We start from the raw sequence: 15,787 nt of genomic DNA on the forward strand, positions 1-15,787 counted from the left end.
ATTACATTGAAACTGAGTTTATGCACGACAGGATTTAAAGAATGGGACATAGAGGAAATAATAAATTGGCTGCTTCCTTTGCAAGCGGATGTTAAAGGACTTGAATTATGGAATAAGCATATAGAGGGATTTCAGGAGAAGCACGGACCACTGGACAAATTAGCCAAATTACTTGAAACCAATGATCTACAAATACCTTCCATTAGTGGATATACGACTTTTTCGAAACTATGGAACCAAAAAGAACATCAAAACGAAATCAATCAAGCAAGAAAATTGTTAGATATGGCCCATCAATTAAACTGCCCCTTAATACGGACATTCGCAGGACATATAGCATCAAGGAATGCCTCACCAGAACAATGGTCGGAAACGGCTACCGAATTAAATAAATTAGGGCAAATGGCAGATCTATATGGAGTGGATGTAGCAATAGAAATTCACTATGACTCTTTTGCCGATAACCTCGAAGCCATTCATAAGCTTTTAGAAGATATCGACCATCCACGGATAAAACTGATATTTGATGGTGCTAACTTATACGTTGATCAATTGAATCCGAAGGAGGTATTGGAAGCCATCTTCCCCCATGTCAGCCATGTACATTTAAAAAATTATCACTACAATCATAAAGAGCGTTATAAAAACAAACCAGCACCCATTTTTAGTGGGGACGTTGACAATCTTTGTTTACTTGAAGAATTGAGAAAGCGAAATTATACAGGCTTTGTTTCTCTGGAATATTTCGGCCAGGAAGGAATGCCAAACTTGCTTGCCTCAATAGAACAATGGAAACAACAACTGACATATTGATTACTTCTCGTATTTACATGAAGATTATTAGGGCATTTCAATTTTTATTTAAATGATTCTATTCTCTTTGATGAGCAGGAAACCCCATCATGGCAGTCGAACATCAATTAGTAAAAGAGCGGTCTAATTAAGAGAAGCTGAATAGGAGGGTGAATATGCAGAATCATGAGCTGGAACAAGTCATAAAAAATGCGGACAGGGCAATAAACAATGAGGATTTCGATCATTTAATGGAGTTCTATTCTGAGGAAGCGACTTTAGTTGTCAAGCCTGGAACATTCGCAAAAGGGAAAGAGGAAATTCGTCGGGCATTCATTGCTATCGCTGAATACTTTAATCATAGTTTAATCGTCCAGCAAGAAAAGATGGCAATAATCGAAACGGGTGATACGGCATTGGTTGTGGCAAAAGCCCAGCTAAGTGCCAATCAAAAGGACGATTCCGAATTCTCTATGGAAAGAACAGCGACATACGTTTTTAAAAAGGATTCCACGGGTACATGGCGCTGTATAATCGACAACTCTTATGGTGCTGAAATAATTTAGAATTGAAGTAATTAGCTGCCGATAAATGGTGGCTTTTTATTTTTTCAAGAGTTATCTTTTATCGCATTCCAGGATCAATTGGCTACTCCCCACTTTCAGACTTGAAGTTCGATGCGGCAAGTTCTTCATTTCATAGTTGATGAACGAGAACAGTTGAAACTACTCGAACCAAAATGGATAATTCGAATTCAGGTGCTGCATTCGTTCACGTTTGTACATACGGAGAACAAGAAGCGGCAAAACTTCAATTCAGAATAATAATTTCTGATTGTGTCCGTTATGAAAAAAACTACAATAAAAAATTAATGTACGACAAAACAAGAAGACGAAATCCTTAAGATATCGCCCTCTCATCATTACCACGGGTTAATAATCCTCAATGGTCGCTTATTTTAAAGCTGATAAACTTCTGCTCCATCATTTCTTGCATCGCATATTTGACGCCTTCCCGGCCAACGCCGCTGTCCTTCCAGCCGCCATAAGGCATATTATCAATTCGGTAAGTTGGGATATCATTGATTACGACCCCACCTGTTTCCAAGCGTTCCGCCGCATAAAAAGCTCGTTCTATACTCGGTGTCATCACTCCTGAGTTCAATCCGTAACGCGAATCATTTGCATCAGTGATGGCATCATCCAGCGTATCGAATGGGAAAATGCAGACAATCGGACCAAATACTTCGAAACGAAATACCTTTGAGTCACGATTTACATTGGTTAAGACGGTAGGCACTAGTACATTGCCTTCTACTGTACCGCCGCACTCAATTTTTGCTCCTTCCTGTACAGCCTCGTCAATCCAACTTTGTAACCGTTCCAATGATTTTTTTGAAATTACCGCTGTAATATTTGTAGTTTCCTCCATGGGGGAACCGATGACAAGCTGTTTTGTTGCACTGACGAATCGATCTAAAAATTGTTGGTATAGTGATTTGTGGACATAAATTCGTTGAATCGAGATGCACACCTGCCCATTATTCGTAAATGAACCCATCACACTTCGTTGAATAATTTTATCGATGTCGACACCTTCATCAATGATGAAAGGCGAATTGGATCCGAGTTCAAGTGTAAGCTTACGAAAGCCTGCCTGCTGCTGGATAAGGTGTCCGACCTCTACACTGCCTGTGAAAGTCACTTTTTTTACATGTGGATGGGTCGTCAACGCTTCACTTAAAACATCCCCTTTGCCCGGTATGATGTTCAATACTCCATCCGGCAACCCTGCTTCTTTAAAAATATCGGCAAGAACCAGTGCACTCAACGGGGTTTGTTCGGCAGGTTTTAACACAATCGAATTTCCAGCCGCAATAGCTGGACCAACTTTATGGGCGACCAGATTAAATGGAAAGTTAAATGGGGTAATCGCGGTAACGACGCCAATCGGGGTGCGAACCGTGAATCCAAAACGGTTTACCCCACCGACTGCCGCATCCATCGGGATTTGTTCTCCATAATTGTTCTTTGACGCTTCTGCAGCAAAACGATAGGTCTGAACCGTACGATTCATTTCTTCACGAGCATTCCGGATCGTTTTCGCCGCCTCTAAAGAAATGATTTTCGCAAGTTCTTCACTGCGTTCTTCCATGATTGCGGCAGCTTTAAATAAAATTTCTGCTCGTGCATGAGCCGGGTAGGATCGGTATTTCTGAAAAGCTGCATTTGCCTCAACAATCGCTTCAATGGCATCCGCTGGTTCAGCCTGTCCGATTTGTGCAATTTCTTCGTTTGAATGGGGATTATATAATGGCTCATATGATTTTGCCTCCCGCCATTTACCACCAATCCACAATTGCCACTTTTTCTTCATCTGAAATCCCTCCAATAATATCTGCCTTTATAGTTTACAAATATAATCACCTAGTGTTTTCGAGAGCTTTACATTTTCCGAATAATCGACATCCACATCAATCAAGACAATTTCCTGACTCGAAATCGCTTCTTCTAATGCATGAAGCAATTCATCGGAGTGGGTTACTTTTACTCCTTTAACACCAAAACTTTTTGCGAAGCTTAAAAAGTCTGGGTCTGTAAATTCAATCGCATTCGTCCGATCAAATTTATTCAATTGCTTCCACTCAATCAGGCCGTATTTTGAATCATGGAAAATGACTATCACGAAGGCAAGACCTAGACGTTTTGCTGTTGCTAATTCAACCCCATTCATCAGAAATCCGCCATCCCCTGTAACCGCAATGACAGGTTTATCAGGTTTTGCCAATTTGGCTGCAATTGCGCCGGGAATGGCAATTCCCATCGATGCAAAGCCATTAGAAATGATAGTGTGATTAGGCATTTCCGGCTGATACATCCGGGCCATCCATAATTTATGGGCTCCCACATCCGATATTACAATGGCATTGCCCTTTTCCGCTCTTTTCAAATCGGCGATAATTCGCTGAGGGATGATAGGACTTCCTGATACATCATCCGAAGAATGAAATTTTTCTATGATTTGAGACCTTAACCTTTTCACTTCAGGCCAAAGCTCCTTTTCTGCTACACCAGTGGACAAGGCTTCAAGTCCCTCCGTGACGTTCCCGACCAATTCAGCTTGAACAGGGTAATAAGCATCAACCTCAGCCGGTCGAGCATCAATATGAATAATCGGATTCATTGCCTCATCGTTCCAATACTTTGGCAAATACTCGACGAAATCATAGCCGACGGTGATAATAAGGTCGGCCAAATCAAACCCGCATAGAACATAATCCCTTGCTTGCATCCCTACTGTAAAAAGGGTCAATGGATGGTTGGAAGGTAAAACTCCTTTGGCCATGAACGAATTCACAACGGGAATTTGCTTCTCTTCTGCAAATTTCCGTAAGGACTCAGCAGCTCCATCGCGGACTACGCCATTACCAGCTAGAATAATAGGTTTTTTTGCGCGATTTATTAATTCGACGGCTTTTTTGATTTCTTCCTCGGCAGGGCGGGATCTTGGCATTGGTGTAACGGGAAGAGGTTCACCCTCAGTATCCATCATCGCCACATCTTCGGGGAGTTCGATATGAACAGATCCCGGCTTTTCTATGACTGCAGTTTTAAATGCTTTACGGATAATTTCCGGAATCGTATGCGGCACCTTAATTTGTTGATTCCATTTCGTTACTTCCTTAAAAACCCCAATAATGTCCACATATTGATGCGACTCCTTATGAATTCGATCAAGGCCCGCCTGACCTGTAATCGCGACAACAGGGGAATAATCCAGATAAGCACTTCCTATCCCTGTCAATAAATTTGTTGCACCCGGTCCCAATGTACCCAAGCAGACGCCAGGCTTTCCAGTTAGCCGGCCATAGATGTCTGCCATAAAAGCTGCAGCTTGTTCATGATGAACCAAGATAAATTTAATATCAGAGCTTATTAGAGAATCAATAAGATCCGTATTTTCCTCACCAGGTATCCCAAAAATATACTGAACCCCTTCATTCTCCAAACATCTTATAAACAAATCAGATGCCTTCAAATTATTCCCTCCTCGACCATTTCGATTTCTTCATTTCTTTCCCTATATGTTGGCTTTGTCTACTAGAAATTATGTACTTGCGTATTGTTAAAACCATTTCGAACATTTGCAACACTAAATAAAGAAAACTAGGTTTTAGTAAATTAACCTCAATAGTCATAACTTGGAAAAGTAAAATGGAATCGCAAGTCGTTTATTTATCTTCTCAATTATTTCTGTTGCACTTGTTATAATGGCACTTATCCTTTTTATATTCTATTTATAATATTTGACCAAATCAGAGGCATCACGTCATACTACGGAATTATCCATTACTAGGCAGGGTGCGCTACGAAACATACAATGTATCCTAACAGTTGGGGATGGGATAAAATAATTAATCATTTTTATCTTGCATATATTAATTCATCGTACAAAAGTGGTAATATATTTGTTGGTGAATACAAAATGGAAGGCGAAAGTCTTCCTGTGGAAATAGAAATATGTTTAGGCGAAAAATTTAGACCTATATCATTTTGGCCGGTTGGAAGTTAGTCTAAGGAATAATTAACATGTAGCATTAATTTTATAAGGAGTAAACTCACAGCAAGCTCATGTTTGTTGCCACATACACTCTGGACATGAAAGAAGTCGTGACGGATTTGGAATTGATGATGTCTAATTAAAAAATTCTCTTGCTAGTTAAAATGAACATTTGCCAGTCCGACCCTGATTTCGTCAAAAAATACTTTTGCGATTTCGGGGGCTTTTTCCTGTTAACCCCTTGTCAATCCAGTGTTCTTCAATTTTTTTCCGTTTTTTTTAGCAAAACTTTATTTTAATTCGAACAGTGGAATGCTCGTTGATGGGGTGGATCTCAGCAGGAGATATTTTGGGTGTACAGAAATTGTGAAGTTAAAATAAACATTTCCGATACAAACCCCGATTTCGTGAAAATAAACATTTCCTCAGTTTGATAAAAAGTGCCCAAGCATGGTATAAGTGTAAAAGAAGCAGGGACATTTTGCTTTTTAATTTTGGGATAAGGGGTTGGCCTGGTATCCCACATAATGAGAGGATTTGAATTTGAATATGATAGATAACTTTTGGCGTGATTTACCACGACCATTTTTTATACTGGCACCAATGGAAGATGTGACGGATGTGGTTTTTCGCCATGTAGTGAGTGAAGCAGGCAGACCTGATGTGTTTTTTACAGAGTTTACAAACACGGAGAGTTATTGTCACCCAGAGGGCATCCATAGTGTGCGTGGGCGTTTGACTTTTACAGAGGATGAACAACCGATTGTAGCCCATATATGGGGGGATAAGCCTGAATACTTTCGGCAAATGAGTATTGGTATGGCGAAACTAGGCTATCGGGGTGTGGATATCAATATGGGCTGTCCTGTACCTAATGTGACACAGAATGGGAAGGGAAGTGGCCTTATTCGTCGTCCAGAAGTTGCAGCAGATTTAATACAAGCAGCAAAAGCAGGAGGATTGCCCGTAAGTGTAAAGACAAGGCTTGGTTTCACGGATGTAGACGAATGGCACGACTGGCTAACACACATATTGAAACAAGATATTGTTAATCTTTCCATTCATCTGCGTACAAAAAAGGAAATGAGCAAAGTAGATGCTCATTGGGAACTAATCCCGGAGATTAAGAAACTTCGTGACCAGGTGGCACCAGATACACTCTTGACGATCAATGGGGATATCCCTGACCGTCAAACTGGCTTAAAGCTCGCTCATCAATACGGTATTGATGGGATTATGATTGGGCGTGGTATCTTCAATAATCCATTTGCCTTTGAAAAGCAGCCGAAAGATCATAGTAGTAATGAATTGCTTGATCTCTTAAGGTTGCATCTGGATCTCCATGATAAATATTCAAAATTAGAGCTACGTCCGTTCAAGGCTCTTCATCGCTTTTTTAAGATATATGTCCGAGGGTTTCGAGGGGCAAGTGAATTAAGAAATCAATTAATGAGCACAGAGTCAACAGATGAAGTGCGTGCATTGCTCGATAACTTTGGGTCAAAGAATTTTGATGGAATGAGGGAACAGTAGAAGTGTCCCAATTCAAGGTAAAAGCGAAGTAGGACGTTAAACTGGTGTGCCCCCAAAAAGTTAGAGTTTATACTAAGCAGTTAATTGACTAATGTGAAGGCGGTATTGAACCGGACTCCCCGCCAATTTTTGCTTTATATGTTTGTTAATATAGTAATCTATTATTAGGTTATGAATTTGCAAACTAAAAGTACGCAAATGGGGAAGACCATTATTTTCTTCAATATTTTAGATAGATTACCCGCCTACAAGTAAAAAACACAGATAAAATGGCGTATTAAATGAAATATTGCTAACGGAATCAGATGATACTGGTTCCGTTAGTTTTTTTGTAAAATCACCAACACCACTTGTGATGTCAATTACAGTCAAATAAACATTGCGGTCTTGAATTATTGGACTTATTGGAATCTATTTATGCAAAAGTACTGTATAAAAGATAGTTTAGAAAATTGACAGGGAAGGGGCCGTGGGTTCGAATCCCCCACAGGTCATCAACTGCCAAAGGCTCAAATCCTTGGTATAACAGGGTTTTGGGCCTTTTTTATTTTGTCTTACTGGATGCGTTTAGATCAACTAAAGTGATTTGCACGCATTTTGCTAACGGGACTTCTTAAGGGCGTTGTGGAAAATATCAGCCACTTCATCATCTTGGTTTGGCATCATATGGGGGGGAATGCTCTAAAGTGATGCAAGGTTTCGAATGTCCTAAACGAGTTTATACTTTGACGATATCTACCCCTTCAAACTGAGGGAGTTCAACAAGCATATTATAGTAGTACTGTTCATTAATTTAATTTCGAAAATAAATGTCGAAAGGTACAAAAAGTGTCTAATAGATTTTGTATAACATTCTTAAAAAGTATAGAGATGTTAAAATTAGGTATTAATTCGAAAAAAAACCTATAAGGAGATTGGAACATCTAAACTCAGAATAGTGAACATGTCAAATTCTTTATTTATAGTTGAAAACCATTAGGAGTTGACTTTATGCTTAATCGGATTCGGAATAAATGATTCCCGCACAAGAAATGGGAGAAGAAGTAGATAATATCTACGCTATTTTACCCCCGCCAGGAACCATTATCGAAGTGGCAACTGAAGAAGAAATGGAAAAGGCAGCAGAGCTTGAAATTAGACATATGGCTTTCATGAGGTTGCAGGAAATGAATATACAATTTGACGGTGCGTCATATAAAGAACTATTAAAAGAGTTTCAAGATTTTGAAACCGATTCGAGTAATTTTTGGAGAGGTGTAGCAAGCCGTTTATCGGTTCCGTATGAATGGCCAATCAGAATTGTATGCAAACGGCCCAATTTATGTTGGTGAACACGATTTATATGAAGAAGAAGAGAATGAAGATTGATATTGAAATTTATGCTTGGCATAGTCGAATAGGTTCATGTATTAGTTATTCATGTATGTTAATCGATTTTAGAGCGTTGACCAAAGGGGTAACGCTCTTTTTATTTTGGCTCTGTTAAATAATATTGTGATATAAGCTAATATAAATTGAGGACCTCAATCAAGGTCCTTGATTTTGTTCTTATTTAAGCTAATTAAATGTCGCTGTTCTCCAAATCAAGCGAGTAGGCTTCTGATATAAAGTGTGTAATTTTTTTAGGGGAGTTGTATTTGTCATTCTTACTAACTATAGTGAGTCCAACCTCGTGTACATCAATAAATGTATCGACCTTTTCAAAATCTAGATTTTTAAATTCAATAGGTTTATCCCAGTTTCTTGTTGGGACTAAATTCCCTTCAGAAAGTCCTTGTCCAAAGAAAATAAACACGCTCAATCCATTTAAAACTAAATCAACCGTACTACTACAAATCACTTCTAGTGTGTCAACCGAATCAATTTTGATAATAATACCGTCCGAAGCAAACTTATAGTAAGGGATATTCCTTTCCAAAATAATCTTTTCAATATGTTCAAAAATCACAGATTCCAGCACAAAGAATACAGGAAAGCTGAACATATTTTGAACCAATGTATAAAGAAAGTCCGTATCTATGTCTCTAATTCCGACATCCATTGATTTAAACATATCTTTCGGAAGGGCAAAATCATCTTTTATACTATCGTCTGAGAATTGAACAAAATATTGTTTTTTCAATTTCTCACCTCCTACTTAGGTTATTTTTAACATTTCTCTAAAATTCACCCGTCCCCATACGGCCTTTCCCCGATTGAATACCGAGAAAAGGCCGCAGCTTGAACTACTCTTTTTTTTCTCTACTTGACAGGGTTATGTGCAGACGCTTTCATTTTTATTTAACAAACCATTCTACCGATAGGAAGATATTAAATTTATCACTTTTTTAATAATGAAATGAGAATTCTGTAAATCACTTAATCCTTGTCTGTAATTCCTCTTATGAGTAACTTGTTAAACACTCCAGCCGCAGGTAGAACAAATTGTGCAAGCTCTTTTCCTTATGGATAGAAATATTTAGAAAATGACTATTTTCTTTTGTAAAAATCTTTTTTCTTAATTTATGCCGTTATGATAAATGACTCGATATAAAAATGAATTTTTTTCAATTTCAATCACTGTCTAAGGGTCAAACGTCAGTTACTTCTTAGATTAAGGAATGTTTTTTCTGTTAAATAGCTTCAAGGTCGAGTCTGAACAGAAATAACCTCAACCCCAAGGTCTTCCATTGATTTTTTAAAGGAAGGGTGGAGTCGATCATCCACTATAAATTTGTCAATTTCCTGCAAGTCTGCAACCTTTGCAAAAGAAACCTTTCCCATTTTGCTAGAGTCGCTTAATAGGATAACTTGCTGTGCATTCTGGATCATCAATTTTTTTATCCTAGCTTCAATTAAATTTGGTGTTGTCAAACCTTCAGTTAAATGAACACCATTTATCGCCACAAAAGCTTTGTCCACACGGATCATTTCCAAGTTGTGTTCAGCAAACGGTCCTACCGATGCAAGCGTTTCATTTCGCAGGCTTCCGCCTAAAAACAATATTTCTATACCTGCAGAGGGTTTGAAATTTCTCATAATCAGTATGGAATTGGTGACTATTGTTAACTGGGAAAACTGTTGAAGATCTTCGAGGATTGGCAGGGTAGTTGTTCCAGCATCTAAAAGAATTGTATCCCCATTGTCAATAAATTCAACAGCTTTTTTTGCGATGGCTTTTTTTTCTTGTACATATTCAACTTCTTTATCCATAATCTTTGGTTCAAAATTAACGGCTTGTAAAGAAACAGCTCCCCCATGAGTTCTTTGAATCTGGTTAGTTTTTTGAAGTTCTTTCAAATCTCTTCGAATCGTTGATTGCGATACTTTTAGATAATCACTTAAATCTTGGACTGAGGCTCTAGAATAGTTAGTTATAAAATCAATAATTTTTAATTTTCTCTCTTCACTGTACAAAAAAATCTACCTCCATCACAGTGTACATCGTAATTGTACACGATTAAGCAGAGCAATACATTATTTTTAAAAGAATTCTAAATCTTTAGAAAACATTGACAATTATTTAAGATTCTCATAAAATTGTCATATATAATCATAGTTGGTCAAAAAAAATCATAAATGATCAATTATGAAAGCGATTCCAAATATATAGTGTGGAGGTGATACATTTTTTAACTAAGAATTTAACTCAATAACAGGCGAAATTCAAAAAACGGGAGGATTTTATGAAAACTTATCTAAAATCGTCATTTATTCTGATTATCATGTTGTTTCTGGTTGTTTTGACTGCTTGTAGCGTAATTGATACAGGATCAGATTCACAATCAAGCAGTGCGAGAAGTGTTGAAAAAAATAAAAGTGACCAAAAATTAAAAATAGGGTTAACACTAGGAACGCTCTCTAATCCTTTCTTTGTTTCTATGTCAAAAGGAGCGAAGGAAGCGACAAAAGAAATGGGGGCTGAGTTAATTACGGTGAGTGCAGACTATGATTTGGCGAAGCAAACTTCTCAAATTGAAGATTTCATTACAAAAGAAGTTGATTTAATTCTTTTAAATGCAGTCGATTCAAAAGGAATTGCTGCGGCAGTACAACAAGCCAAATCAGCGGGTATCCCGGTTATTGCAGTTGATGTAGCTGCAGAAGGCGGAGTGGACAGTGTCGTTACATCTGATAATTACCAAGCAGGTAAAATTGCAGGTGAGTATATGATCAAACAATTAAAAGGGAAAGGAAATATAGCAATAATTGAAGGACCACCGGTATCTGCAGTTACAGATCGTATTAATGGTTTTGAAGAAGCGATTAAGAAATCAGAGATTAAGGTGATTGCTAAACAAAATGGAGAAGGAAATAGAGAAAAAGCGTTATCTGCAACAGAAAATATCTTGCAAGCACATTCGAAAGGCTCTATTGATGCAATTTTTGCTATTAATGATCCTGAAGCACTTGGAGTAAAGATTGCTCAAGAACAAGCAAAACGTGAGAAGGAATTTTTTATAGTGGGTGTAGATGGTGCTCCAGAAGCAGTCGAAGCTTTAAAAGAGAAAAATAGTTTTACAGCTACTTCTGCACAGCATCCAGATGAGATGATGAAAAAAGCATTGGAAATTGGGAAAGATGTGTTGGATGGAAAGAAAGTCGACAAGTTAGTCAAAGTTCCTGTTGAATTAGTTACTCAAGAGAATGTGAACAACTATAAAGGTTGGTAATGAGATGCTGAATAAGATCTTCCTTAGAAGGTCTTATCTTTTTTAAGATATTAATTCATTAAGGGGGACAATAATGTGAACAGTGTACAATTAATTGAGAATGATGTTGTTTCGGTATCTGACTCTCCTTCTCCCATTCTGAAAATGAAAGGGACCAGTAAGACATTTTCAGGAGTAACTGTTTTAAAAAATATTAATCTTGAACTCTATAAGGGGGAAGTTCATGCATTAATGGGGGAGAATGGAGCAGGGAAATCTACACTTATTAAAATATTATCAGGTATCTATCAGCCTGATGCAAATGGTGGCAGCATCATATATAAGAATAATTCTGTCACTTGGAGTGGTCCAGTGGAAGCGAAGAAACAAGGAATTAGTGTGATTCATCAAGAACTGAAGCTATCTCCAAATTTGACAATAAGTGAAAATATTTTAATGGGTACTAAATTTCCTGAAAATAAATTTGGCATGGTGAAATGGAATGATGTTCATCATAAAGCAAAAGAAATTTTACATTCAATGGGATCTGAATTAAATCCCAAAACGATAGTATCCACATTAAGTGTGGCACAGCAACAAGTTGTAGAAATTGCTCGTGCTCTTTCATATAAAGCAGACGTGTTAATTATGGATGAGCCGACCGCGTCGTTAACTGATAAAGAAATTGAAAAGTTATTTGAGATTATTGAGGATTTAAAAAAGAAAGGTGTTGCTATTGTTTACATTTCTCATCGAATGGATGAAATTTTTCGGATTTCAAACAGGTATACCGTTCTAAGAGATGGCGAGTGGATAAATAGTGGACCAATCAAGGATACCAATCCTGAGCATCTTGTAAAGTTAATGGTCGGAAGGGAATTAAACTCCCTTTTTAAGAGGCACACAAAAGTAGCTACATCTCGTGTCGAGAACACGAAGCCCGCCCTTGAAATAAATGGAATATCTGATAAAAGGGTTGTGAAAAATGTTTCGTTTAAAATATATCCTGGAGAAATTGTAGGACTTGCTGGTCTTGTAGGGGCAGGCAGAACCGAATTAATTCGGACCATCTTTGGAGCTTCTCAAAAAACAGGCGGTGAAATTCTGGTTAATGGAGAAAAAGTGAATATTACCTCTCCGAATGATGCAATCCGACATGGAATTGCCCATGTGCCGGAAAGTCGAAAGGAGCAAGGATTGTTTCTGAACATGAATGTCAAAGAAAATATTATTATGAATGAATTAAAAAAATTTCGCAAAGCTGGGAAATTGAACTGGAAAGAAATTGATCAAAAAGCAGATTACCTTATAAAAGAATTAGGAGTAAAGGTTTCTTCGTCTGAACAGCTTGTTGCCAATTTAAGCGGTGGAAACCAGCAAAAGGTTGTCATCGCACGGTGGCTCTCGATTGGTCCAAAGGTGCTACTTCTCGATGAACCAACTAGAGGTGTGGACATTGGGGCAAAAACAGAGATTCATAAAATTGTATCAAAGTTAGCTGAAGCTGGATTGGCAGTGTTAGTAGTTTCCTCCGAGCTGCCTGAAATTTTGGGAATTAGTGATCGAATTCTAGTAATGCACGAAGGTAAATTACAAAAGCATTTAACAAGGCAAGAAGCAACTCAAGAAAAAATCATGTTTTTTGCTACAGGGGGGCAATGAAAATGAAAGCTAATACAACGGTTGTGACCACTGATAAAGCCCGATATGGAAAGGAAGCTCTACAAATTTGGAATCGCTTAGGAATGCTCATTATTTTAGTATTATTATGTGTTGTGCTGGCTTTTACTGCACCAAATTTCTTGGAAATGTCGAACTTGTTAAATGTACTTAAACAAGTGTCCATAAATGGCGTACTGGCAGCTGGAATGACGCTTGTCATTTTAACAGGTGGAATTGATTTATCAGTAGGTGCCATTGTTGCTTTATCAGGTGTTGTTTCCGTAATGATTTCCCAAGCGGGAGTACATCCGTTGGTGTCAATCTCTGCTGGACTATTAGTGGGGGGATTCTTTGGACTTGTAAATGGATTTTTTACAGCAAAAACAAAATTACCGGCCTTTATTGTCACCCTTGGAAGTTTTACATATGTAAGAGGGCTTGCGTACGTGATTAGCGGTGGCTACCCTATAGTTGTGGAGTCAGATTTGTTTAAATTTTTAGGAGCTGGTCGGCTATTTTTAATCCCCACTCCTATCTATATCATGGTTATTGTGTATATTGGTATGTTCTTTGTCTTGAAATATACTATGTTTGGTCGTCATGTATACGCAATTGGTGGAAGTGAGGAAGCGGCACGTCTTACAGGTATTAAAGTAGAGCGTACTTTAATGAAAGTTTATTCGTTAAGCGGGCTATTAGCGGGTCTTGCGGGTGTTGTTCTGGCAGGTCGATTATTTTCTGGACAGCCAACCGCAGGTTTAGGGTATGAACTTGATGCTATTGCCGCAGTAATATTAGGCGGCACGAGTTTAACGGGTGGTGTTGGGAGAATACAAGGGACCATTATAGGAGTTTTAATAATGGGTGTAATTAGCAATGGACTAACGTTAATGGATGTTGGATATTACTGGCAACTCGTTGTTAAAGGCGGTGTGATCATTGCTGCTGTCCTTATTGACCGATTAAGAAGTCAGTCTCAATCATTGTAAAAGTAAAACAAAATTGCAAAGGTGTGAGGCCGATGAAAAAAGCAATAGAAAAACTTTTAGCATGTGGTGTAATTTGTACTTTAGCATTAATCCTAGTTGTTCCGACATTTGCAGCCGATTCAAATTATTATAGTGAAAGTAACCGAAATCAATTTCATTTTTCACCTGAAGCAAGTTGGATGAATGACCCGAATGGAATGGTCTATTATGATGGGGAATACCACCTTTTTTATCAAAACGATCCTTATAGTTCTAAATGGGGTCCTATGCACTGGGGACATGCAGTCAGTAAAGACTTAGTTCACTGGGAGCATTTGCCTATTGCTCTATATCCAGATGAAAATGGAATGATATTCTCAGGAAGCGCAGTAATCGATTATAACAATACTGCAGGATTTGGAAAAGAAGCAATGGTGGCGATTTTTACTCATGCTGATGGGTCAAAGCAAGTGCAAAGTCTTGCTTATAGCAATGATAAAGGAAGAACATGGAAAAAATATGAAGGGAACCCGGTGATGCCGAATCCTCCTATTTCTGATTGGCGAGATCCAAAGGTTTTTTGGCATGACCAATCAAAAAAGTGGGTGATGACGCTTGCTGCTAAAAACGATGTTATGATTTACACTTCACCCAATTTAAAGGATTGGAGTTACGGGAGTTCATTTGGTGTTGATCCTACATCGGTGCAAGCCACAAGCCTAGATAAGGATGGATCAGTGTTATCCAAACAAACAGGCAGTGATTTTGTTTATGAAGCGGATATAAGTGTACGAGAAAAAAATGGTCGAAAGGGTTCAGGTGAACTGGTCTTTCGTTCTGATTCTTCCTTGAAAAATGCTTATCTTGCTGGATTGGATGCAAAATCCGGGAACGTGACTTTAAGCAAATTGGTTGATGGGAAGAAAATTGTCCTTCAGGAAAAGAAAATTAAAGTGATGGATGAAGATTCAATTAGGTTGAGAGTGGAAACTAAAAAGGATTTAATAAAAATTTCTATAGGAAACAAACCGGTTATAAAAATAACTGATAATTCCTATGAAAGTGGAAATTTTGGTTTATATAATAGAAATGCTGTTTCTGTTTTTAGGAATGTTTTCTTTAAAAATGCGACAAACTTCAAAACAAATATCCTTAGTTGGAAAGCTATTGCTGGAAAATGGGAAAGTACGTTAGAAGGGAAGGTAGGGAATTCTAAAACAAACGGTAATTACGTATCTTCACAGGTTGGTGATCAATTTGGCTATAGAGCGAACGTTTCACTAAATGGAAAAAGTGCGAGAGGTGGACTTCTTTTCAGAGCTGACAAAAACGGTGAAGATGGATACATTGCCCAATTGGATGCTGGGGAGGGTAAGGTTAGTCTTTTAAAAATTGAAAACGATAGACCTACTGTGTTAGCTGAAAAATCAACAAGTATTGATTCTAATCAAGTGTATGCTGTTTCTGTTTATACTAATGGCAGCAAGATAAAGGTATTAATAGATAATGAAGAAATCATAGAACAGTCTGATACAACGTATGAGAGGGGGCATTTTGGTTTATCTGTAAGTAATTCAAATGTAACCTTTCAAGACGTGAATAAAGAAAATTACATTGTGGCAAAGGAACAAAATATTGCTA

The 15,787-nt window shown here is 37.9% G+C and carries 10 protein-coding genes and 2 pseudogenes; 8 read left to right on the forward strand and 4 right to left on the reverse strand.

Translation table 11 applies throughout. From position 1 onward, the window contains the following. The first annotated feature begins 6 nt into the window (after positions 1–6). A complete protein-coding gene (locus ACFX4I_RS11785) occupies positions 7–813 on the forward strand; it encodes a sugar phosphate isomerase/epimerase family protein (protein ID WP_377420773.1) in 807 nt (268 codons plus the stop codon). Between the two features lie 155 nt (positions 814–968). Continuing rightward, positions 969–1,358: a YybH family protein gene (locus ACFX4I_RS11790; protein WP_377420775.1), complete on the forward strand. Its 390-nt coding sequence runs from the start codon at positions 969–971 to the stop codon at positions 1,356–1,358. Positions 1,359–1,734: 376 nt separating this feature from the next. Here ACFX4I_RS11790 and ACFX4I_RS11795 read toward each other — a convergent pair whose 3' ends face one another. Further along, positions 1,735–3,168 carry an aldehyde dehydrogenase family protein gene (locus ACFX4I_RS11795; protein WP_377420777.1) on the reverse strand — a complete coding sequence of 478 codons (1,434 nt, stop codon included), beginning with the start codon at positions 3,166–3,168 and terminating at the stop codon, positions 1,735–1,737. A 27-nt stretch (positions 3,169–3,195) separates the two neighbouring features. Next, positions 3,196–4,830 carry an acetolactate synthase large subunit gene (locus tag ACFX4I_RS11800; protein ID WP_283932893.1) on the reverse strand — a complete coding sequence of 545 codons (1,635 nt, stop codon included), beginning with the start codon at positions 4,828–4,830 and terminating at the stop codon, positions 3,196–3,198. A 1,071-nt stretch (positions 4,831–5,901) separates the two neighbouring features. On the opposite strand from ACFX4I_RS11800, the gene ACFX4I_RS11805 reads away from it, so the two are divergent. Both ACFX4I_RS11805 and ACFX4I_RS11810 read left to right on the forward strand, forming a co-directional pair. Further along, positions 5,902–6,885 carry a tRNA dihydrouridine synthase gene (locus ACFX4I_RS11805; protein WP_377420844.1) on the forward strand — a complete coding sequence of 328 codons (984 nt, stop codon included), beginning with the start codon at positions 5,902–5,904 and terminating at the stop codon, positions 6,883–6,885. A 1,013-nt stretch (positions 6,886–7,898) separates the two neighbouring features. After that, a pseudogene (locus tag ACFX4I_RS11810) lies at positions 7,899–8,253 on the forward strand (hypothetical protein). A gap of 193 nt (positions 8,254–8,446) precedes the next feature. Here the strand turns inward: ACFX4I_RS11810 and ACFX4I_RS11815 are convergent. Then, positions 8,447–9,007: a hypothetical protein gene (locus tag ACFX4I_RS11815; RefSeq protein WP_377420779.1), complete on the reverse strand. Its 561-nt coding sequence runs from the start codon at positions 9,005–9,007 to the stop codon at positions 8,447–8,449. Between the two features lie 500 nt (positions 9,008–9,507). After that, positions 9,508–10,281 carry a DeoR/GlpR family DNA-binding transcription regulator gene (locus tag ACFX4I_RS11820; protein ID WP_230304058.1) on the reverse strand — a complete coding sequence of 258 codons (774 nt, stop codon included), beginning with the start codon at positions 10,279–10,281 and terminating at the stop codon, positions 9,508–9,510. Between the two features lie 269 nt (positions 10,282–10,550). On the opposite strand from ACFX4I_RS11820, the gene ACFX4I_RS11825 reads away from it, so the two are divergent. From ACFX4I_RS11825 to ACFX4I_RS26395, 4 genes and pseudogenes are all read left to right on the forward strand, one after another. Next, positions 10,551–11,537, forward strand: coding sequence for an ABC transporter substrate-binding protein (locus ACFX4I_RS11825; protein ID WP_377420781.1), 987 nt, complete (start codon positions 10,551–10,553; stop codon positions 11,535–11,537). A gap of 75 nt (positions 11,538–11,612) precedes the next feature. Continuing rightward, complete coding sequence (locus tag ACFX4I_RS11830) at positions 11,613–13,178, forward strand: sugar ABC transporter ATP-binding protein (RefSeq protein WP_377420783.1); 1,566 nt, start codon at positions 11,613–11,615, stop codon at positions 13,176–13,178. 2 nt (positions 13,179–13,180) lie between these two features. Continuing rightward, positions 13,181–14,167 carry an ABC transporter permease subunit gene (locus ACFX4I_RS11835; protein WP_283932898.1) on the forward strand — a complete coding sequence of 329 codons (987 nt, stop codon included), beginning with the start codon at positions 13,181–13,183 and terminating at the stop codon, positions 14,165–14,167. A 32-nt stretch (positions 14,168–14,199) separates the two neighbouring features. Further along, positions 14,200–14,835 (forward strand): annotated as a pseudogene (locus tag ACFX4I_RS26395) (glycoside hydrolase family 32 protein); the annotation flags it as partial. Positions 14,836–15,787 lie beyond the last annotated feature (952 nt).

The organism is Peribacillus sp. YIM B13472, from assembly GCF_042788005.1.
GTDB classification, from domain to species: Bacteria; Bacillota; Bacilli; order Bacillales; family DSM-1321; genus Peribacillus; species Peribacillus simplex_E.

Bases quoted from the DNA above. Each gene is read 5' to 3' on its own strand.
- ACFX4I_RS11790 (WP_377420775.1), top strand. From the start codon at position 969: ATGCAGAATCATGAGCTGGAACAAGTCATAAAAAATGCGGACAGGGCA.
- ACFX4I_RS11795 (WP_377420777.1), bottom strand. From the start codon at position 3,168: ATGAAGAAAAAGTGGCAATTGTGGATTGGTGGTAAATGGCGGGAGGCA.
- ACFX4I_RS11805 (WP_377420844.1), top strand. From the start codon at position 5,902: ATGATAGATAACTTTTGGCGTGATTTACCACGACCATTTTTTATACTG.
- ACFX4I_RS11825 (WP_377420781.1), top strand. From the start codon at position 10,551: ATGAAAACTTATCTAAAATCGTCATTTATTCTGATTATCATGTTGTTT.
- ACFX4I_RS11835 (WP_283932898.1), top strand. From the start codon at position 13,181: ATGAAAGCTAATACAACGGTTGTGACCACTGATAAAGCCCGATATGGA.